General features: G+C 70.6%; 18 protein-coding genes. 12 read left to right on the top strand and 6 right to left on the bottom strand.

The features are described from left to right. The first annotated feature begins 97 nt into the window (after positions 1 to 97). Together FCN18_RS40530 and FCN18_RS10195 are read left to right on the top strand one after the other, a co-directional pair. Entirely contained in the window at positions 98 to 226 is a 129-nt protein-coding gene (locus tag FCN18_RS40530) for a hypothetical protein (protein WP_267285360.1), read from the top strand. Next, positions 226 to 804, top strand: coding sequence for a TetR/AcrR family transcriptional regulator (locus tag FCN18_RS10195; protein WP_137094639.1), 579 nt, complete (start codon positions 226 to 228; stop codon positions 802 to 804). Before FCN18_RS40530 ends, FCN18_RS10195 begins: the two co-directional genes overlap by 1 nt. A gap of 26 nt (positions 805 to 830) precedes the next feature. Here FCN18_RS10195 and FCN18_RS10190 read toward each other — a convergent pair whose 3' ends face one another. Beyond that, a complete protein-coding gene (locus tag FCN18_RS10190) occupies positions 831 to 1,268 on the bottom strand; it encodes a TIGR03667 family PPOX class F420-dependent oxidoreductase (protein WP_137094637.1) in 438 nt (145 codons plus the stop codon). Positions 1,269 to 1,299: 31 nt separating this feature from the next. Here FCN18_RS10190 and FCN18_RS10185 point away from each other — a divergent pair, with 31 nt between their 5' ends. The 4 genes from FCN18_RS10185 to FCN18_RS10170 all read left to right on the top strand — a co-directional run bounded on the left by FCN18_RS10185 (position 1,300) and on the right by FCN18_RS10170 (position 6,524). After that, entirely contained in the window at positions 1,300 to 2,676 is a 1,377-nt protein-coding gene (locus tag FCN18_RS10185; RefSeq protein WP_137094635.1) for an FAD-binding protein, read from the top strand. A 227-nt stretch (positions 2,677 to 2,903) separates the two neighbouring features. After that, entirely contained in the window at positions 2,904 to 4,283 is a 1,380-nt protein-coding gene (locus FCN18_RS10180) for an FAD-binding protein (protein WP_137094632.1), read from the top strand. A gap of 8 nt (positions 4,284 to 4,291) precedes the next feature. Next, entirely contained in the window at positions 4,292 to 5,551 is a 1,260-nt protein-coding gene (locus FCN18_RS10175; protein ID WP_112271654.1) for an SAM-dependent methyltransferase, read from the top strand. Between the two features lie 142 nt (positions 5,552 to 5,693). Beyond that, positions 5,694 to 6,524, top strand: a complete 831-nt coding sequence (locus FCN18_RS10170) for an alpha/beta fold hydrolase (protein WP_113640994.1) — start codon at positions 5,694 to 5,696, stop codon at positions 6,522 to 6,524. Here FCN18_RS10170 and FCN18_RS10165 read toward each other — a convergent pair. Then, a complete protein-coding gene (locus tag FCN18_RS10165; RefSeq protein ID WP_137094630.1) occupies positions 6,487 to 7,878 on the bottom strand; it encodes a pyridoxal phosphate-dependent decarboxylase family protein in 1,392 nt (463 codons plus the stop codon). The two genes, FCN18_RS10170 and FCN18_RS10165, sit on opposite strands and share 38 nt — an antisense overlap. A 5-nt stretch (positions 7,879 to 7,883) precedes the next feature. Further along, complete coding sequence (locus tag FCN18_RS10160; protein ID WP_137094627.1) at positions 7,884 to 8,720, bottom strand: AraC family transcriptional regulator; 837 nt, start codon at positions 8,718 to 8,720, stop codon at positions 7,884 to 7,886. An 88-nt stretch (positions 8,721 to 8,808) separates the two neighbouring features. Here FCN18_RS10160 and FCN18_RS10155 point away from each other — a divergent pair, with 88 nt between their 5' ends. From FCN18_RS10155 to FCN18_RS10135, 5 genes are all read left to right on the top strand, one after another. Further along, a complete protein-coding gene (locus FCN18_RS10155; RefSeq protein ID WP_113640996.1) occupies positions 8,809 to 9,990 on the top strand; it encodes a YncE family protein in 1,182 nt (393 codons plus the stop codon). Continuing rightward, positions 9,987 to 12,011, top strand: coding sequence for a neutral/alkaline ceramidase (locus FCN18_RS10150; protein ID WP_137094625.1), 2,025 nt, complete (start codon positions 9,987 to 9,989; stop codon positions 12,009 to 12,011). The genes FCN18_RS10155 and FCN18_RS10150 overlap by 4 nt, the downstream gene beginning before the upstream one ends. A 126-nt stretch (positions 12,012 to 12,137) precedes the next feature. Continuing rightward, the gene (locus tag FCN18_RS10145; RefSeq protein WP_137094623.1) at positions 12,138 to 13,697 is read left to right on the top strand and encodes a prenyltransferase/squalene oxidase repeat-containing protein; all 1,560 of its coding nucleotides are present in this window, start codon (positions 12,138 to 12,140) and stop codon (positions 13,695 to 13,697) included. After that, complete coding sequence (locus tag FCN18_RS10140) at positions 13,697 to 14,932, top strand: cytochrome P450 (protein ID WP_137094620.1); 1,236 nt, start codon at positions 13,697 to 13,699, stop codon at positions 14,930 to 14,932. The genes FCN18_RS10145 and FCN18_RS10140 overlap by 1 nt, the downstream gene beginning before the upstream one ends. Beyond that, a complete protein-coding gene (locus FCN18_RS10135; protein ID WP_137094618.1) occupies positions 14,920 to 15,837 on the top strand; it encodes a UbiA family prenyltransferase in 918 nt (305 codons plus the stop codon). Before FCN18_RS10140 ends, FCN18_RS10135 begins: the two co-directional genes overlap by 13 nt. Before the next feature lie 18 nt (positions 15,838 to 15,855). On the opposite strand, the gene FCN18_RS10130 is transcribed toward FCN18_RS10135, so the two are convergent. Both FCN18_RS10130 and FCN18_RS10125 read right to left on the bottom strand, forming a co-directional pair. Then, positions 15,856 to 16,659 carry an SAM-dependent methyltransferase gene (locus tag FCN18_RS10130; RefSeq protein ID WP_137094615.1) on the bottom strand — a complete coding sequence of 268 codons (804 nt, stop codon included), beginning with the start codon at positions 16,657 to 16,659 and terminating at the stop codon, positions 15,856 to 15,858. A gap of 190 nt (positions 16,660 to 16,849) precedes the next feature. After that, positions 16,850 to 18,640, bottom strand: a complete 1,791-nt coding sequence (locus tag FCN18_RS10125) for a thiamine pyrophosphate-requiring protein (protein WP_113641002.1) — start codon at positions 18,638 to 18,640, stop codon at positions 16,850 to 16,852. Between the two features lie 71 nt (positions 18,641 to 18,711). On the opposite strand from FCN18_RS10125, the gene FCN18_RS10120 reads away from it, so the two are divergent. Continuing rightward, on the top strand, positions 18,712 to 19,554 hold the full coding sequence (locus FCN18_RS10120; RefSeq protein WP_137094796.1) for a phosphoribosylaminoimidazolesuccinocarboxamide synthase: 843 nt from the start codon (positions 18,712 to 18,714) through the stop codon (positions 19,552 to 19,554). Positions 19,555 to 19,614: 60 nt separating this feature from the next. Here FCN18_RS10120 and FCN18_RS10115 read toward each other — a convergent pair whose 3' ends face one another. Beyond that, positions 19,615 to 19,917, bottom strand: coding sequence for a DUF3040 domain-containing protein (locus tag FCN18_RS10115; protein ID WP_137094613.1), 303 nt, complete (start codon positions 19,915 to 19,917; stop codon positions 19,615 to 19,617). Between the last annotated feature and the right edge of the window lie 24 nt (positions 19,918 to 19,941).

Genomic DNA, 19,941 nt, shown 5'->3' with positions numbered 1-19,941 from the left:
AAAGGCTGAAAAACGTCACCCGTGTCCAAGGTGGACAGGCAGCGGCAGGAGCGGGGCGCCGAACGCCCTACCGGGTGTGTCCTGCTCGAGCGAGGTGGTGACTCCCGCCCGGGACGCCCGCGCGGACACGAAGCGCAACGCGGGCGGCTGCGGCAACTCGTGCCGCCGCACCGCGGAGGCGTGCGTCGACGCGGCGGTGAGCGACGCCCCGTTACTGTCGTCGTGATGACAGGCAGGCGGGAACAGGTCCTCGACGCGGCGATCCGGGTGCTCGGCACGCAGGGCACCCGGCAGCTGACCCACCGCGCGGTGGACGCGGAGGCCGGGGTGCCATCCGGAACGGCTTCCAACCACTTCCGCACGCGGGACGCGCTGCTGGCCGGCGTCCTGGAACGCCTGCGGGAGCTGGAGACGCGCAGCTGGGAGCGTGTCGCGGCCGAGCTGACCGGCGCGGTGGAGATCGACGTCTTCGCCGACGTGGTGGGCGAGCTCGCACTGGAGCTGACCGGCCCCGCACGGGTGGTCACGCTCGCGCGGCACGCCCTGCTCGCCGAGGCGGCCTTCCACGGCGGACTGCGCGAGCAGGTCGCGGTGCAGCAGGGGCGGATCGAGTCCTGGGCGGCGGACTGGTTCCGTGCGCTCGGCTCCCCGCACCCCGAACGTGACCTGTGGACCGTCATGTCCCTGCTCGACGGCCTGCTCGCCCACCAGTGCCTCAGCCCGGACCCCGCCTTCGACCCGGCGTCGGCCATCCGCGCACTGCTCCGCGGTCTGCGCGAGAGCTGGACTCGGTTACCGCAGTGAAGGCCAGACGTGGAATCGAGCGGGGGTCAGGTCAGGAAGCCGCGCACGCGCTCGACGCGGACCCGCAGCGCGACGGAGTAGTCGGCGCTGAACTTCTCGGCGCTGCCGCTGACGGTGACCATGCCCTGGCCGTACTTCTCCCGGAAGGCGGGGGTTTCCGCGGCCGGCGGCAGGCGCTCGTCGATCCGCGCGGTGCCCTTCAGCACGATGATGTCGCCGCCCGTGCCGTCGCTGTCGAAGTGCAGGCCGACCCGGGGACGGCGGCGGATGTGGGCGAGCCGGTAGGCATCGGGGCGGGTGTAGACCAGCACCTCGCCGCCCTCCCACAGGAACCACACCGGGTTGGGCTGCGGCGTGCCGTCCGCGCCGACGGTGGTGAGCCAGATGATCGCCTCGTCCCGCAGCCTGCGGCGGACCCGGTCGCCGAACGGTTCCCCCTCGGCCGGGAGCACGTCTCCTGCCATGTGCGCCAGGCTAGCCGCTAGAGTCCGGCAGATGCCGGAAGCGTTCGATCACGCCGACCTGCCCGCGCTCGACGGCGACGTCCTCGACGGCGACGCGAGCTTGGCTGCCGCGGCCCGGGACTGGGGGCACATCGTCCAGGCACGGCCCCGCGTCGTGGTCCGACCGGGAAGCCCGGCGGACGTCGCGGCCGTCGTCGGGTTCGCCGCGGAGAGGGGTGTTCCGGTCGCGGCGAGAGGGGCTGGTCACTCGCCGTTCGGGCAGGGCCAGGCGGCCGGCGGCATCGTGCTCGACATGACGAGCCTCGCCACCGTGCACGCCGGCACCGGCAATCGGCTGGTGGTCGACGCCGGAGCCCGCTGGCAGCAGGTGCTCGGCGCGAGCCTGCCGCGCGGGCTCACCCCGCCGGTGCTCACGGACTACCTGGAGCTGACGGTCGGCGGCACGCTCGCCGTCGGCGGCATCGGCGGCGCGACCCACCACCACGGCATGCAGACCGACACGGTCACCGAGCTCGACGTCGTCACCGGCGAGGGCGCGCTCGTGCGCTGCTCGGCGGACGAGAACGGCGAGCTGTTCGACGCCGTGCGCGCCGGGCTCGGCCAGTGCGGGATCGTCACTCGCGCCACGATCCGGCTGCAGCCCGCCAAGCAGCGGGCGCGCCGCTGGAAGCTGTACTACGACACGCTCGGCGACTTCCTCGCCGACCAGCGCACCACGGTCACCGACGGCCGCTTCGACTACGTGGAGGGCCAGCTCCTGCTCGACGACGAGACCGGCGAGTGGCTGTACCTGCTGGAGGCAGCGTCGTACTTCTCGCTGCCGGACCAGCCCGACGAGGAGGCACTGCTCGGGGACCTGTCGTTCTCGCGCGAGACCGCCGAGGTGGAGGACTCGACCTATCACGAGTTCCTCGACCGGATGGCCGACGGCGAAGCGGTGCTGCGCGAGGAGGGCAGCTGGTTCCACCCGCACCCGTGGCTCAACGTGTTCGTGCCCGATGACGAGGTGGAGGCCGTGGTGGCCGACACGCTCGCCGAGACGGGCGGCGAGGACCTCGGCGACTCGGGCCTCGTGATGCTCTACCCGGTGCGCAGGGAGCGGCTGTCGACACCGCTGGTCCGTGTGCCGTCGAGGGACCTCGTGTGGCTGTTCGCACTGCTGCGCACGGGCAAGCCGTACGACCCGGCGGGCGTGGCGAGGATGATCCAGCTCAACACCGGCCTGTACGAGCGGGTCAAGGCGCTCGGCGGCACGGTGTACCCGGCCAACACGCTGCCGATGACGGAGAAGGACTGGAAGGACCACTTCGGCGACGAGTGGGAGAAGCTGGAGGCCGCCAAGAAGCGGTACGACCCGAAGGGCGTGCTGACGGTCGGTCAGGGCGTTTTCGGGGGTCCGGACGCATGAGCGCGGGCACGACGACGCGCTCGAGGCCGTCGAGGGCGGCGTTGCCGGGACACCTCAGCCGCAGTGAAGGCCACCATGCCCGCGTTGACGAACACAGCGGCGCGCAGCGCCTCTTACCGCGAATAGGCCATTTGGGTCAACCCGTCTGACCTGCGTTTTCGCCTGACCGTAGGCAAACCCACAGCGGACCCTGGCAGCGCGGCCGGGACAGCGCGATCATGGGTTGCATGTTGCGAAGCGGCGGGGGAAGCGGGAGCACGGCCACGGCTGAGGGGTACGCGGCGAGGGTGGCGCGGCTGCGGGAGCAGCTCGCCGCACTGCCCGAGGGCGCCCCGGTGCGGCTGGCGAAACGCACGTCGAACCTCTTCCGGCCGCGCGCCGACACCTCCTCCGGGCTGGACGTCTCCGATTTCAACCACGTGCTGTCGGTGGATCCGGTGGCGCGCACGGCCGACGTCGAGGGCATGGTCACCTACGAGCAGCTCGTGGACGCGACCCTCCCACACGGGCTGATGCCGCTGGTCGTGCCGCAGCTCAAGACCATCACGCTCGGCGGCGCGGTCACCGGGCTGGGCATCGAGTCGTCGTCGTTCCGAAACGGCATGCCGCACGAGTCGGTGCTGGAGATGGACCTGCTCACCGGCGACGGCGAGATCGTGCTCGCCCGGCCCGAAAACGAGCACAGCGAGCTGTTCTTCGGCTTCCCCAACTCCTACGGCACGCTCGGCTACGCGCTGCGCCTGCGCATCGAGCTGGAACCGGTGCGGCCCTACGTCCGGCTCGAACACGTCCGCTACACCGATCCCGCGCGGTACTTCGCGGCGCTGGAGCGCGCGTGTCGCGAACGCGAGGCCGACTTCGTCGACGGGACGATCTTCGGACCCGACGAGCTGTACCTGACGCTCGCGACGTTCACCGGCGAGGCACCAGAGACCAGCGACTACACGTGGCTGGACATCTACTACAGGTCCATCAGGGAGCGCACCGTCGACCACCTCCCGGTGCGGGACTACCTGTGGCGCTGGGACACCGACTGGTTCTGGTGCTCGCGCGCGCTGGGGGTGCAGAACCGGCTCGTCCGCCTGCTGGTGGGACCGAAGCTGCTGCGCTCCGACGTGTACTGGAAGGTCGTGGCGTTCGAGCGGCGGCACGGCCTGCTCTCCCGGTTCGAGCGCGCACTGGGCAAACCGGAACGCGAGTCCGTGGTGCAGGACATCGAGGTTCCGGTGGACCGGGCGGCGGCGTTCCTCGACTTCTTCCACCGCGAGATACCGATCAGCCCGGTGTGGGTGTGCCCGGTGCGGCAGCGGGACCCGGACCGCACCTGGCCACTGTACGAACTGGACCCGAAAGCGCTCTACGTCAACTTCGGTTTCTGGGCAACGGTCCCGCTGGAGCCGGGCGAGCCGGACGGCACGCACAACCGGCTCATCGAGCAGAAGGTGACCGAGCTCGGCGGGCGGAAGTCGCTGTACTCCGAAAGCTTCTGCGACGAGGACACGTTCTGGCGGCTCTACAACGGAACGGCCTATCACGCGCTGAAACGGCGATACGACCCCGCGCGGAGGTTGCTAGACCTTTACGACAAGTGCGTTAGAGCGAGGTGAAAGCAGCAATGGCACATGGAGAACTCGGTGAGGTGTTCGGACGGCTCCTCACCGCGGGCGAGCACGTGGCCATCACGCTCTACGACGGCAGCGTCGTCGGCGATCCCGGCTCGCCCCACCGGATCGACGTGCGCTCGCCGACGGCGCTCAGCTACGTCTTCTCCGCACCGGGCGAGCTCGGCCTCGCCCGCGCGTACGTCACCGGGCACCTCGACGTCCACGGCGACCTCTACACCGTGCTGCGTGCGCTGACCGCCGTGATCGACGGGCTCAGCATCGCCGACAAGCTGTGGATCATGCGCAGGCTCGGCACGCGCTTCCTGCGTTCGGTGCCCGTGCCCGCCGAGGAGGCGCCCGGCAGGGTCAAGCGCGGCCTGCGCGGGCTGCGGCATTCGAAGTCCCGGGACAGCGCGGCGATCTCGCAGCACTACGACGTGTCGAACCACTTCTACGAGCTCGTGCTCGGTCCCTCGATGGCCTACACGTGTGCGTGCTACCCCGAGGAGGACTCGACGCTGGAGGAGGCGCAGTTCCACAAGTTCGACCTGGTGTGCCGCAAGCTCGCCCTGGAACCGGGGATGCGGCTGCTCGACGTGGGCTGTGGCTGGGGCGGCATGGTGGCGCACGCCGCCGAGCACTACGGGGTGCGGGCGATCGGGGTCACGCTGTCGCGCGAGCAGGCGCAGTGGGGGCAGAAGAACATCGTCGCGCGCGGTCTCGCCGACCGGGCCGAGGTCCGGCACCTCGACTACCGCGACGTGGCAGAGGGCGGCTTCGACGCGGTGTCCTCCATCGGGCTCACCGAGCACATCGGGGCCCGCAACCTGCCGTCGTACTTCCGGTTCCTGCATTCGAAACTGCGCGAAGGCGGGCGCCTGCTGAACCACTGCATCACGCGGCCGACCACCAGGGAGCCCGCGCACACGGGGCCGTTCATCGACCGCTACGTGTTCCCCGACGGCGAACTGGAGGGCGTGGGCACGATCATCTCGGCGATGCAGGACCACGGGTTCGAGGTGCGGCATTCGGAGAACCTGCGCGAGCACTACGCGCGCACGCTCGCGGCCTGGTGCGCCAACCTCGACGCGAACTGGTCCGAGGCGGTGCAGGAGGCAGGCGTGCGCAGGGCGCGGGTGTGGGCGCTGTACATGGCAGCGTCGCGGCTGGGCTTCGAGCGGCACAAGATCGAGCTGCAGCAGGTGCTTGGCGTGAAGGTAGCCGCGAACGGCGACGCCGCGATGCCCCTGCGCCCCGACTGGGGCGTGTGACCGCGGGGGACCGCCCGACCGCAGTGAAGGCCACCCTGCCTGCGCTCAACGCAGTGAAGGCCACCTTGCCTGCGCTCAACGCAGTGAAGGTGGCCTTCACTGCGGATAGAGGGGGCCGAATCCGGCTGGCTAGGCTCCTTCCGTGAGCGAGTACCTGAGCATCCCCACGCCCGCCGGTTCCTTCGACGCGCTCGCCGCGGGTCCCGAGGACGGGCGACCGGTCCTGTTGCTGCACGGCTTTCCCGAGGCGGCTGTGCAGTGGGAGCACCAGGTGGCCGTGCTCGGCCGCGAGGGCTACCGCGCCGTGGCGCCCGACCAGCGCGGATACTCCCCCGGTGTGCGGCCGGAGGACGTCGCCGAATACGCGATCGAGCACCTCGTCGGCGACGTCGTCGCGATCGCCGACGCGCTCGGCTGGGGCCGGTTCGACCTCGTGGGACACGACTGGGGCGGCGCCGTCGCGTGGTGGACGGCCGACAAGCACCCCGAACGCCTGCGCAGCATCACCTCCGTGGCCACGCCGCATCCCGGTGCGCTCGCCGACGCGCTGCGGCGCGACGAGGACCAGGCCATGCGCTCGCAGTACATGCGCGACTGGCGCAGCCGCGACACCGAGAAGCGCATGCTCGCGGGCAACGCCGAGGCGCTGCGGCGGATGTACGAGTGGAAGGTGCCGAGGGACCGGGTCGAGGACTACCTCCGCAGGCTCTCCGAGCCGGGCGCGCTCACGGCCGCGCTGAACTGGTACCGCGCGGGCAGGCCGGCGGAACGGATCGGCAAGGTCGGCGTTCCCGCGCTGTACGTGTGGGGCACCGAGGACGTCGCGTTCGGCTCGACGGCCGCGCTCGACACCGAGCAGTGGGTCACGGGGCCGTACGAGTTCCAGATGCTGGAGGACGTGACCCACTGGGTGCCCGAGGAGGTGCCCGAGGCGTTCACGGCGCTGCTGCTGGAGTTCCTCGGGAGGCGCTGACCACGGCGTCGCGGATGATGCGCATCGCCTCCTCGACGTGCGGACGGTGCGTGCGCAGGCTCAGCACACACAGCCTTGGCGTGAACCGGCCACCGATCCTGGTGCTGGACAGGAAGATCCGTCTCCCCGCGTTGATGCGCTCCAGTGCTCGGCGGTTGGCGGCGTCGTCACCGCCGGGGACCCGGAAGGTGAGCACGGTGAGGTCGGGCTCCGTCGGCACCTCGGCGAACCGGCTCAGCTCGCGGTGGGCCCACGCCGCGAGGTCGAGCTTCTCGTCGAGCGCGGAGCGGAACGCGGCGACGCCGTGCAGGTGCAGCGGCAACCACAGCCGCAGGCCGCGGAACTCGCGCGTCAGCTCGGGGCCGAGGTCGGCGTAGTCGGGCAGCAGCGGGTCGCGGCGCAGGTCCTGCAGGTAGTCGGCGTCGGCGGAGTGCGCGGCCCGCAGGTCGCTCACGGCACGCACGAGCAGCACGCCGGTGCCGTACGGCAGGAACATCGTCTTGTGCGGGTCGAGCGTCACCGAGTCGGCCCTTTCGATCCCGGCGAGCTTCGCGCGGCCCCGCTCGGTGAGCTGGAAGCCGCCGCCGTATGCGGCGTCGACGTGGAACCACAGCCCTTCCCGCAGGGCCACCTCCGCGAGCGCGCCGAGCGGGTCGATCGTGCCCGTGCTCGTGGACCCCGCGGTGCCGACGAGCAGGAACGGCACGTGGCCCTCGGCGCGGTCCCGCGTGATCGCCTCCGCTGCGGCGGAGGGGTCCATGCGCAGCCCGTCCGAAGTGGGCACCGTGCGCAGCTGTTCAGGCGTGAACCCGGCCAGGTGCGCCGCCTTGGCGACGCAGTGGTGGGTGTGCTCGGTGACGTAGATCGTCCCTGCGGGCAGGGGTCCGCCGAGCACCCGCTCGCGGGCGGCGACGAGCGCCGACAGGGTCGCCATCGACGCCCCGGTGGTGACGATGCCGCCGGAGCCATCGGGGAGGCCGAACTCCGCGCACAGCCAGCGCAGCACGCCCTGTTCCATCGCCACGAGCGCGGGCGCCGTCGAGCTGACGCCGGTGTAGCGGTTGACGGTGTTCGCGAGCAGCTCGGCGAGCGCGGAGCTGAACAGGCCGCCGGCGGGGAAGTAGGCGAGGTAGCCGGGTCCCGCGGTCTCGACCGCGTGCGCGGCCGCGTCCCGGAACGTCGCGAGCAACTCGCCCAGCTCGCCTGGCCGCTCCGCGGGAGGTTCCAGCAACGCGGGCACGTCCCCATCGGTCACGTGGGACGCGGGCGCGTGCGGCAGCCCGTCAAGGAACTCGGTGACGAACGATGTTGCCGCCGCCATCATCGCGGCGACGTCCTCGCGGGAGGGATCCATGGGCTTCACGCTAGGCGGGACCTTCGCCCCCTGCTTGTACGTTCGTGCGCCCGCGCGTAGGCGCCGGGCGGGACGCCGACGATCCGGGTGAAGTGCCGGGAAAGGTGGGCCTGGTCCACGAAGCCGACCGTCACGGCCACCTCGGCGGGCGGGACACCGCGCGCGAGCAGGCTCCGCGCGGTGCGGACACGGTGCTGGTTCAGGTAGGCGTGCGGCGGCAGCCCGAAACGGGCCCGGAACGCGCGCTGCAGCGCGAACCGGCTGGTGCCGAACTCGGCGGCCAGCTCCGCCAACGGCGGCGGGCCGGCCATCCGCTCCAGCAGCACCTGCCTGACGAGTTCGGCGTCCCGGCGGCCGGCTCGCGGGGAGGCGGTGGGAGTCCGGCTGCCGTGGGCGTGCCAGAGCCGGGCGAGCAGCAGGTCGAGCAGGGTGCCCGCCGCGAGCCGGTCCGGCGACTCCGCGGCCCGGTGTGCGGCGAGCACGGCGGCCGCCGTGTCGCGGTCGTAGGTGAGCTGTTCCGTGAACGCCGGCGTGCCGCGGATGCCGGTGAACGAGACCAGCTCGGCCACCGGCAGGTACAGCACGCGGTAGGTCCAGCCGTCGGCGTGGGCGGGCGCTCCGGTGTGCACGACCTCGGGGTTGAGCAGCACCGTGCCGCCCGTGGTGACCCGCTCGACGGCCGAGCCGATGCGCAGCTCCTCGGCTCCCGACTCGACGACGCCGATCGCGAACGTCTCGTGGCTGTGCCGGGCGAAGGCGTGCCGCACGAACCGCGCGCGGAGCAGGTCCACTCCGGCCACGCCGGGATGCCGCCAGTACCGTGCGTCGTCACCACTGCCCACCCCGCGACCCTACGTCCGGGTTGCGCTCGTCGTCCGGAGCCCGCACAATCGTGAATCACCTTCATATCTACTACGGGGTAGGTACGTTATGGCCAAGCGGTGGGTACGGCTCGGTTCACTCGTGGCGGCGGCTCTGCTGGCCGTGACGCTCGCTCCGGCGGCACACGCCGCGCCAGCACGGGACGTGATGTTCGTCGGCAACAACTGGGACGGCACCGTCGACCTGGTGGACGCCCGGACCTTCGAGAAGTACCAGCGAATCGACGTCGTGCCCGACTTCGAGCAGCGCAAGCGGGAGATGACGCCCGACCGGCTCGTCGCGATGCTCGTCATCAGACAGACCGCGGGCGAGGGCCACGATCAGCTCGTCGACGACATCATGGTCTCCCCCGACGGCAGGACGATGTACGTGTCGCGGCCCAGCCTCGGCGACGTGTCGGCGTTCGACGTGGCCACCGGCAGGCAGCTGTGGTTCACCCGCGTCGACGGCTACCGCTCCGACCACATGGCGCTCTCGCCCGACGGGCGCACCCTGCTGGTCTCGGCGACCACCGCCAACGTCGTCAACACCGTCGACACCGCCACGGGCGCGATCACCGGCCGCATCGCGAGCGGCGACTTCCCGCACGAGAACCGGTTCTCCGAGGACGGCAGCACGATCTACAACGCGACGATCGGCAATGTCGTCGCTCCCGACGCCCCGCTGCTCGACGCCGCCAAGGGCAGGCGCTGGCTCACGATCGCCGACGCGAAGACGCTCGAGGTGCGCAAGGTCATCGACTTCGGCGTCGGCATCCGCCCGTTCGTCGTGCTGCCGGATCAGCGCACGATGTACGCGCAGCTGTCGTTCCACAACGGGTTCATCGAGTACGACCTCGAGGAGGAACGCACCACCCGTACCGTGCACCTTCCGCTGTCGGAGGAGGCGAAACAGCTGCGGCGCGACGAGTACCCGCTGGACTCCGCGCACCACGGCCTTTCGACGAACAACGACCACACCAAGATCTGCGACGCCGGCACGATCTCCGACTACGCGGCGATCCTCTCGGTGCCCGCGCTGACCGTGGACGCGATCGTGCCGACCGGCAAGAAGCCGTACTGGGCGGCCACCTCGCCCGACGGACGGCACTGCTTCCTGTCCAACAGCGACAGTGACGACATCTCGGTGGTGTCGTTCGACAACCCCCGCGAGGTCGCCCGTATCCCGGTGGGCGACCACCCGCAGCGCGTGCGCGGCTACTCCGTTCCCGCCGACGTGCTGACCCCGTGAGGGCCCGCGCGCTCGCTGCCGCGCTGCTCACCGGCGCGTGCCTCGTCGCCGCGCCCACGACCGCACCCGCGGCGTCCCCCGCGCCCGCCGAGCCGTACCTCGTCGGGCGCGGGATCGCCGACGCCACCGGCGAGATCGCCGAGGTCGGCATGATGGGCTACGGCCGCACCGACCAGCAGGCCGAGGGCCTGCACAACCGGCTGCGCTCGCGGGCGTTCGTGGTCGCCGACCCCGCGACCGGCGAGCGCGTGGTGCTCGTGGTCGTGGACTCGCCGATGATCTTCGACAGCGTGCACCAGGCGGTGCTGCGCAGGCTCGCCGAGCGCTACGGCGACCTCTACACCGAACAGAACGTTCTGCTCACCGGCACGCACACCCACGCGGGCCCCGGCGGCTACTCCCACCACCTGCTCTACAACCTCACCACGCTGGGCTTCCACGAGAAGACGTTCGACGCCATCACCGAAGGAATCGTGGAGTCGGTGGAACGAGCGCACGCCGACCTGGCGCCCGCGTCGCTCACGCTCACCCACTCCGAGCTCACCGACGCGAGCGTGAACCGTTCCCGCGCGGCGTTCGACCGCAACCCCGCCGAGGACAGGGAGTTCTTTCCAGCCGCGGTCGACCCGCAGACGTCGCTGTTGCGCATCGAGCGCGACGGGCGTGTGGTCGGCGCCGTCAACTGGTTCGCCACGCACAACACCAGCATGTCCGGCGACAACCGGCTGATCAGCGCCGACAACAAGGGCTACGCGGCCTACCACTGGGAACGCGAGGTCGAGCACGTCGACTACCTCGCGGACACGCCGCCGGACTTCGTGTCGGCGTTCGCGCAGACCAACGCCGGTGACATGTCGCCGAACCTGGACCTCGCGCCACCCACCACGCCGGAGGACTTCGCGCGCACCGAGGAGATCGGGCAGCGGCAGTACGAGGCCGCGGCCAGGCAGCTCACCCGGGACGGCGCCGCGCTGACCGGAGGCGTCGACTCCCGGCTGGTCTACGTCGACATGTCCGATGTGGACGTGCGGCCCGAGTTCACCGGCGACGGGAAGCACCATCGCACGTGCGATCCCGCGGTCGGCGCGGCGATGGCGGCGGGAAGCACCGAGGACGGCCCCGCCTTCCCGCTCTTCGCCGAGGGCGAGAACCCGTTGTGGGACACGGTGTCGCACTCGGTGCTCTACACCGCATCCCCCGAGCTGAGGCAGTGCCAGGCGCCCAAGGGCATCGCGGTGCCGATCGGCGCGATGAACGCGGTGTACCCGTGGGTGCAGGAGACGGTTCCGGTGCAGCTGGTGCGCGTCGGCGGGCTGTACCTGATCGGCGTGCCCGGCGAGGTCACCATCGCGGCCGGGCTGCGGCTGCGCAGGACCGTCGCCGACATCGTCGGCGCCGACGTGCGCGACGTGCTCGTCGCGGGGTACAGCAACGCCTACTTCCACTACGTCACCACGCCGGAGGAGTACGACGCGCAGCACTACGAGGGCGGCAGCACGCTGTTCGGCCGCTGGCAGCTGCCCGCTTTGCAGCAGACCGCCGCGGGGCTCGCGGAGGCGATGCGCGACGGCAGGCCCGCGCCGTCCGGCCCCGCACCCGCCGACCTCTCGGGACGGCGGATTTCCCTGCAGCCGCCCATCGTCGCCGACGCACCGCCGCTGGGCAGGCGGTTCGGTGACGTGCTCACCCAGCCCCGGCCGTCGTACTCCCCCGGCGAGCGCGCCGAAGTGGTGTTCGCGGGCGCGCATCCCGGCAACGACCTGCACCGCGGTGGCACCTACCTGGAAGTCCAGCGGTGGAACGGAAACCGCTGGATACGGGTGGCCGACGACGGCGACTGGAGCACGACCCTGCGCTGGGCCCGGCGCGGCGTCGCGGCCTCACACGTCACAATCGGCTGGAAGGTTCCCCCTGGCAGCGAGGGCACGTACCGGATTCGCTACCACGGGGAGGCCCGGAACCTGCTCGGTGGAGTCAGGAGTTTCACCGGTGCGTCCAACCAGTTCAGTGTCCGCGGTTGACCAACACCACACTGCTCCGTTCGGAGCACAGCGGTGTGACACCTCGGTGCGAAATGCTACTTTGAGTTTTCAACCGGTTACCGGCTGGCCCGACAACTCAACTGCGCTGACCGTCGAGGAGTGCCCATGAGTTCACGCGGTTCCTGGCTGGCGAACGCGAACGAGACGGTGACAGCGCTGGTGGCCGACATGGCCGCCGATCCATGGGGCCGGTTCTCGCCGTCCGTCTACGAGACGGGCAGAATCGTGGCGCTCACCCCTTCCCTTCCGGGACACGCGGAACGGGTCGGGTTCCTCCTGCGGGAACAGCACGGCGACGGCCGCTGGGGCGGGCCCGGTGACTACGACATCGTGCCCACGTTGAGCGCGACCCACGCGTTGCTGACGGAGACATCCCGACCCGGCGCTCACCCCGAGGTCGCGAGGGCGGCCGAACGTGGAGTACGTGCGCTCGCCGATCGGTTGCGTCTTAACACCCTTCTGCCCGACACGGTCGCGATCGAGCTGATGGTGCCCGGCCTCGTCGACGACATCAACGCTCACCTCGAACGCCTCGGCCGCCCACCACTGACATCGCCGAAGGGCACCTACGCCGACTTGCTGGCACAGCTGCGTACGGCCGTCTCGCAGGGACATCCGCTGCCGGAGAAGCTGTTGCACTCCTTGGAGGTCGTCGGCGCGCCCGCGCAGAGCGCGCCGTTCGTGAAACCGGTGCACGGCAGGGTCGTTGGCTGCTCCCCCGCCGCCACGGCGGTGTGGCTCGGGGACGAGGCGGTGCGCGACGAGCGGAACCCGTGCGTGCGGTACCTGCGCGCGGTGCAGGAGCCGGGCGGCGGCGTTCCCGTGGCCGCGCCGCTGGCCCTCTTCGAGCGCTCCTGGGTACTGTCCACGCTCGTCTCCGCGGGTCTCGACGTCCGGGTCCCCCGCGAGCTCGTGGACGGCCTGCACGCCGCGTTCTCGCCGGAGGGAGCGGCGGGCGGCGACGGGCTTCCGCCCGACGTCGACGACACCGCCACCGCGCTCTACGCGCTGGCCCTGCTGGGTAGCCCGCGGTCGCCGGAAAGCCTGTGGCACTACGAGGCGGACGACCACTTCCGGTGCTTCCCGGAGGAGCGCACGCCGTCGACGAGCGCGAACGCCCACGTGCTGCAAGCGATTGGCGCCTCGCTGGGTCTCGACCTGCCCGACCGCGAGCGCTACGTCGCCGCGGCGAAGACGCTCACGCGCTGGCTGGGCGAGCGGCAGGACGCCGACGGCGGCTGGCACGACAAATGGCACGCGTCTCCGTTCTACGCCACGGCGTGCTGCGCGACGGCGCTCGCCGAGTACGGCGGCGCTGACGGGAACAAGGCCGTGCGCCGCGCCGTCGACTGGCTGCTCGCGACGCAGCGGAAGGACGGCTCGTGGGGACGCTGGAACGGCACGCGCGAGGAGACCGCCTACGCGGTGAAAACCCTGCTGCACCAAGGAGTCCCGACCACCGAAGCCACGGTCCGCGCCGCGGCGAGGGGCGCCGCCCACCTGCTCACCACCGACGGCGACACCACCCACCCCCCGCTGTGGCATGACAAGGACCTGTACACACCGCTGCGGATCGTGGAGGTGGAGATCATCGCGGCGCTCTACCTGGCACACACGACCGCGGCCGTCGCGGCGCGGCTTACCGAGGACCGAGTCGGCGTGTGATGAACCGCACGGAGCTGCGCATGGCGCTGCGCACATTGCCCTTTCTCGACTCCCACGCGCACCGCAAGGAAGGCTTCCTGGAGCTGGCAGGTGGACCACACCCAAAGCTCCTGGTGTGGCACCCGGAGGCGATCGACTGGATCTTCCGCTCGGACGCCATGCTCGAACACCCGGGCAGCCGCTCTCTGCGGCCCTTGCTCGGACCCGGTTCGCTGCTGTGGCTGGACGGCCCGCGACACCGCGCCTACCGGAAACTTCTCAGCGCTCCGCTGAGCGCCCGCAGGGTCGGTGACTATCGCCCAATCATCCAGGAAACCATCGACAGGGCATTGGCGAGTTTGACTCCAGGCACGGTCTTCACAGTGCCCGAGTGGACGCGCCGGGTCACCCTCGACATCGCGAGCCGGATCCTGCTCGGCTCCGATGGCCTCTCGGTTCTCCGGGAGTTCACAGCGTGGCTCGAACGCGCTCTCGGCTCGCCCCACCGCTCGCTGGCGTACCGGCTCTTCAGGGGCGAGCTGCCTCGATCGGGATCCACGTTGGACGGCGAGCTCGTGCGCCGAGCCCGCGCGGCGTGCCCACCCGCGTTGGCCTCGCTGGTCGTGGCACCGGACAGCCCCCTCGGCACGGTCGGCGACGGCGAGCTACGGGACCAAATCGTGTCGTTGCTGTTCGCGGGGCACGAGACCACGGCGTCGGCGACCGCATGGACCGTGTACTGGCTCGATCGTGACGAGGTTCTCCGGGGTGATGTCCTCGCCGAGCTGAATTCCACAACGGACAGTGGAGCCGACGCCAAGGCCGTGCCACTGCTGCACGCCACCGTGCAGGAGGCTCTGCGCATCACGCCACCCGTGCTCCTCGCCGGCAACCGCATGCTGACGGAGGAAACGCATCTGTTCGGTCGCAGACTGCCCCGGGGGGCCGTGCTCTCCCCCAGTGTCTATCTCGCGCACCGCGGGAGTGACTCATTCCACCGTCCGGACCGGTTCGACCCGAGCCGATTCCTCGACGGCCGGCCCCTGGCGCAGCATTACCTGCCCTTCGGCGGCGGAACCCGGCACTGCCTGGGCAGCCAGCTCGGTCTGCTGGAGACCAGAATGATCGTCGCCGCGCTGCTGCGCCGCCGGAGCCTGCGCAGCACACGCCGCCGTGCGGTAAAGGCACGAGTGCGCGGGCACGCCATGGCTCCGTCAGCGCGGCTGCAGATGAAGGTGACGGCGTGTCACGACTGACCTCGCCCCTCTGGCGCGACGTCGTGACGATCCACCGGCTCGAGTACACCTTGCCGGTCGCCTACTTCTGCTACGCCGCGCTGGGTGCCTGCTTCGCACCGGCCGGAGACGGTAGCTGGCCCTGGGGCCCGGCATTGCTGGCCGTGCTCGCCAACCTGCTGCTCATCGTGGGGCCGCTGGCCCTCAACGTCGCCGTCGATTCGCGCACGGACGAGCGGCACCAGGAGAAGCGTTACCTGGCCGCGGCAGCCTCTGGATTCGGCCGTAGCCGTGCGGTGCGCTGGTCGCTCGCCGAACTCGGGGTAGGGCTCGTACTGTCCACGACGGTCGCACTGTGGACCGGTTCGTGGTTGGTCGCCGCCGCGGCCACGGCGATCATCGTGCTTCAGGCCGCGTACAACCTCGAACCGGTCCGGCTCAAGCGGCGCGGCTTCGCAGGCCCAACGGCGTTCGGCATCGCGTCCGTCGGGCTGCCCTTCCTGCTGTCGTACGGCGCCGTGACCTCGTCGGTGGACATCACGGCATGGCTCCTCGCCTCAGGTATGGGCGTGCTGGCAGTCGGCCGCACCGTGTGGTGGTCGCTGCCGGACCGCATGGCCGACGCGGCGACGGACATCTCCGCGCCGGCCGTGCGCTACGGGCTCCGGCGCACGGTCGCCCTGACCTGTGTGATCCTCGCTGCGGGTCTAGCGCTTCTCGTCGCGGGGTTGTGGTGGCGCTACGGACCCGTCTGGGCGGTACTCGGCAGCGCGGCACACGGAGTGTTCCTCGCCTGCGTGGCCACGCTGGCGGCCAGTACGTCCGACACCATGCGGCCCAGCGCACGCCGCATGCTCAAACGGAGTCTGCCTCTGGTCACGATCGCCGAACTTGCGCTGGTCGTCACAGCTTTGGCGAACCGCTGACCTCCGGCCCCGGTTCGCTCAGGGCTTGCGACCGAGTCCGGCGTGCACCTGAACCGCCTCCGGATTGAGGACGGGGTCCTCGTCCTCCGGCCGCCACAGCGGCACCGGAACGATCCCGGGTTCGACCAAGTCGAGACCGGCGAAGAAGTCCACCAGCACATCTCGATCCCGGAGCGTGACGATCGGCGGAGCACCGAACATGCGGCTGAAGAGGTTGAGCCCCTGGTCGAGTTCCTCGTTCTGACTGAAGTGCACGATGCCCACATAGCTGCCAGGGCAGACGGCGTCGACGTAAGCCTTGACGACGGCGGCCGGGTCCTCCTCGTCACGCAGGAACAGCAGCGTTTCGACCAGAAGCACCGCCACCGGCCGGCTCCGATCCAGAAGTTCCCGCGACTCCTTCGCCCCGAAGATCTCGTCGGGCCTCCGGATGTCGGCCTGTACGAAGGCCGCGCCGCCGTTGTCGGCGACCACCTTCGCGCCGTCCGCTGCGACGCGTGGGTCGTTGTCGACGTACACGACCCGGCAGGACGGGTCGAGCTCTTGCGCGATCTCGTGCACGTGACCGCGGGTGGGGATGCCGGTTCCGAGGTCGAGGAACTGCCGTACGCCCTGCTCGACGAGAAAGCCGACCATCCGGCGGAGCAGCTGGCGAGACTCCCGCACGAGATACGGCACATGCGGTGCGCAGAGCGCGATCTGGTCCGCGTATTGCCGGTCGAGGTCGGAGTGATGCGAGCCCTCCAGCCAGCAGTCGTGGACACGGGCGATACTCGGCTGCTCAGCCTTCTGCTGGTCGGTCGCAGGTACAGGGAGTGCCACTCTGTGTACGCCTCCTCGGGGCAAGGCCCGGTCCGAACCTCGTGATCTTCCGCCGCACAGGGCACCAGATTCTACTGCGATCGGCCCCTCTGTGGTGGCCGGGCTGGCCGCGACATTCTGCCCCAAGGCGTTGATTTTCGCTTGCTGGGCAAGGAAAAGCAGCGCGCTACAGCGCGGCACCGTGCGTCGCTCAGCGCCTGCCAGGGACGAACTCCTGCATCTTCGTCTTGGCTCCCTGCACCAGGACGTGCCAGGCGTTGGGGTCGCCCTTCAGCAGCGCCTCCGCCGTCGACTTCATCTGCTCGAACGTCGCGTGCGGCGGGATCGGCGGCACCTCGGGGTCGCACCGTACGTCCAGCACCACCGGACCGTCCGCGGAGAGTGCCCGGTCCCAGGCCGGGCCGAGCTCGCCCGGATCATCCACCGCGATGCCCTCGAAACCGAGGCTGCGCGCGAAACCGGCGTAGGAGACGTCCGGCAGCGACTGTGACTCCTCGAACTTCGGCGCGCCGCCCATGGCCCGCAGCTCCCACGTGACCTGGTTGAGGTCGTCGTTGTGGAACACGCACACCACGAGCCTCGGGTCCGACCACAGCTCGCGGTACCTGGCGATGGTGATCAGCTCCGCCATGCCGTTCATCTGCATCGCGCCGTCGCCGACGAGCGCGACCACGGGACGTTCCGGGTGCGCGAACTTCGCTCCGATCGCGTACGGCACGCCGGGACCCATCGTGGCCAGCGTGCCGGAGAGCGAGGCCCGCATGCGGCCTCGGATGCGCAGGTTGCGGGCGTACCAGTTGGTCGACGAGCCGGAGTCGGCCGTGACGATCGCGTCCTCGGGGATCCGCGCGGACAGCTCGTGCACCACCCGCTGCGGGTTGACCGGCCGCGCCTCGAGCATCGCCTGCTGCTCCATCGTCTCCCACCACGCGGCCACGTTCCGCTCGATGTCCCGCCGCCACGACCGGTCGTCCTTGGCCTCCAGCAAGGGGATCAGCGCGCGCAGCGTGCCCTTCGCCTCGCCGACGAGGTTCGCCTCGGTCGGGTAGCGCATGCCGATCACGCTGGCGTCCACGTCGATCTGCACCGCCCTCGCCTGGCCGAACTCGGGCAGGAACTGGCTGTACGGCATGTTGGAGCCGACGATCAGCAGCGTGTCGCACTCCTGCATCAGCTCGTACGTCGGCCGCGTGCCGAGCAGGCCGATCGAGCCGGTGACATACGGCAGGTCGTCGGGGAGAACGTCCTTGCCCAGCAACGCCTTCGCCACCCCGGCGCCCGTCAGCTCCGCGACGTGCTTGACCTCGTCGGCGGCGTTGCGTGCGCCCTGGCCGACGAGGATCGCCACCTTCTCCCCCGCGTTGAGCACCTCGGCGGCGCGGGCCAGCTCGTCCTCGGGCGGCACCAGCACCGCGTGCGGCGAGCTGGGCGGGCTGGAGGGCACCTGCTTGAACGCGTGCTGCGGCGGGCTGTAGTCCTGCTCCTGCAGGTCGGCCGGGATGATCACGGCGGTGGGCGCCTGCCGCGCCCGCGCGGTGCGGAACGCCCGGTCGAGCGCGTTCGGCAGCTGCTCGGCGACGTTGACCTCCACGAGGTAGGCCGCGGCGACGTCCTTGTAGAGGGCCTGCAGGTCCACCTCCTGCTGGTAGCTACCGCCCATCGCGGTGCGCGCCGTCTGCCCCACGAGCGCGACCACGGGCACGTGGTCGAGCTTGGCGTCGTAGAGCCCGTTGAGCAGGTGGATGGCGCCCGGCCCCGACGTCGCGAGGCACACGCCGACCTCACCGCTGAACTTGGCGTAGCCGACGGCCTGGAACGCCGACATCTCCTCGTGCCTCGACTGCACGAACCGCGGCTGGTTGTCCGCCTTGCCGAAAGCGGTGACGATCCCGTTGATGCCGTCGCCCGGGTAGCCGAACACGTGCTCGACTCCCCACTCCCGCAAGCGCCGCACCACCTGGTCACCGACCGTCTCGGCCATGTCGCCTCCTCGCTCGCCGTCACCGTCCGCCAGTGGCTACCCGAACAAGGCCGGTCCAACCCGTACGTATGCTGAGCCGCGTGAAGCACATCCATGCGGGCAAGGTCAGGGATCTCTACGAGGACGGCGGCGACATCCTCCTGGTCGCCTCCGACCGGGTCTCGGTGTACGACGTGACGCTGCCCACGCCGATCCCCGGCAAGGGCGCGCTGCTCACCCAGCTCTCGCTGTGGTGGTTCGAGCGTTTCGGCGACGTCGTGCCCAACCACGTGCTCTCGGGCACCGACGTGCCGCCCGAGTTCGCCCGCAGGGCCATCCGGTGCAAGCCGCTGGAGATGGTCAAGGTCGAGTGCATCGCCCGCGGCTACCTCGCCGGGCTGGGGCTGAAGGAGTACCAGAAGTACGGCACGGTCTCCGGCGTCGCGCTGCCGCCGGGCCTGGAGGAGGGCAGCGAGCTCCCCGAGCCGATCTTCACCCCCACCACGAAGGCCGAGGTCGGCCACGACGAGTTCATCACCTTCGACGACGTAGTGCGGCAAGAGGGCAGGGAGACCGCCGAGCGGCTGCGCGACCTCACGCTGGAGATCTACCGCAGGGGCGCCGCGCACGCCGAGACCCGGGGCATCCTGGTCGCCGACACCAAGCTGGAGTTCGGCCGGGACGCCGACGGCACGCTGACGCTGGCCGACGAGGTGCTCACCTCCGACTCGTCCCGGTTCTGGCCTGCCGACGAGTGGCAACCTGGCCGGACCCAGCACGCGTTCGACAAGCAGTTCGTGCGCGACTGGGCCACGAGCACCGACTGGGACCGCACCCCGCCGGGGCCGGAGGTGCCGCCCGAGATCGTCGAGGCCACCCGGGCGCGCTACACCGAGGCCTACGAGCGCATCACCGGCAACACCTGGACCGGCTAGGAAAGGTCCTGCGGGCGCAGTGAAGGCCACCTTCACTGCAGCTGGGCACCCTGGCCTCGGTCACTCCATGCGGCGGTACTGCGTGGGCGGCGGGTCGATCGGGCTCCAGCCCTTGAGGTGTGCGCACGCGGCGCAGATCAGCAGCAGCGCGCCCACGAACACCAGCCCGAAGTTCAGCGTGAGCGCGCCCAGCACCACGAGCACACCGGCGAACAGGTCCAGACCGAGACGGGCGAGCTTCGACAGCCTGAGCGTGCCACGCGGGTGCGCACACGAACCGAGCGCACTGGCCAGCTCGGGATCGTCGTGCTCGAACCTTTGCGCGATCCGTTCCAGCTCCTGTCGTTCGTAATGGCTCAACATGGTCGGCTCCTGGGCTCACTCAAG

Origin of the sequence: Prauserella endophytica, assembly GCF_005146945.1 — a bacterium.
In the GTDB taxonomy this organism is placed as follows: domain Bacteria; phylum Actinomycetota; class Actinomycetes; order Mycobacteriales; family Pseudonocardiaceae; genus Prauserella_A; species Prauserella_A endophytica.
This window is presented reverse-complemented; position numbering and strand designations above follow the sequence as displayed.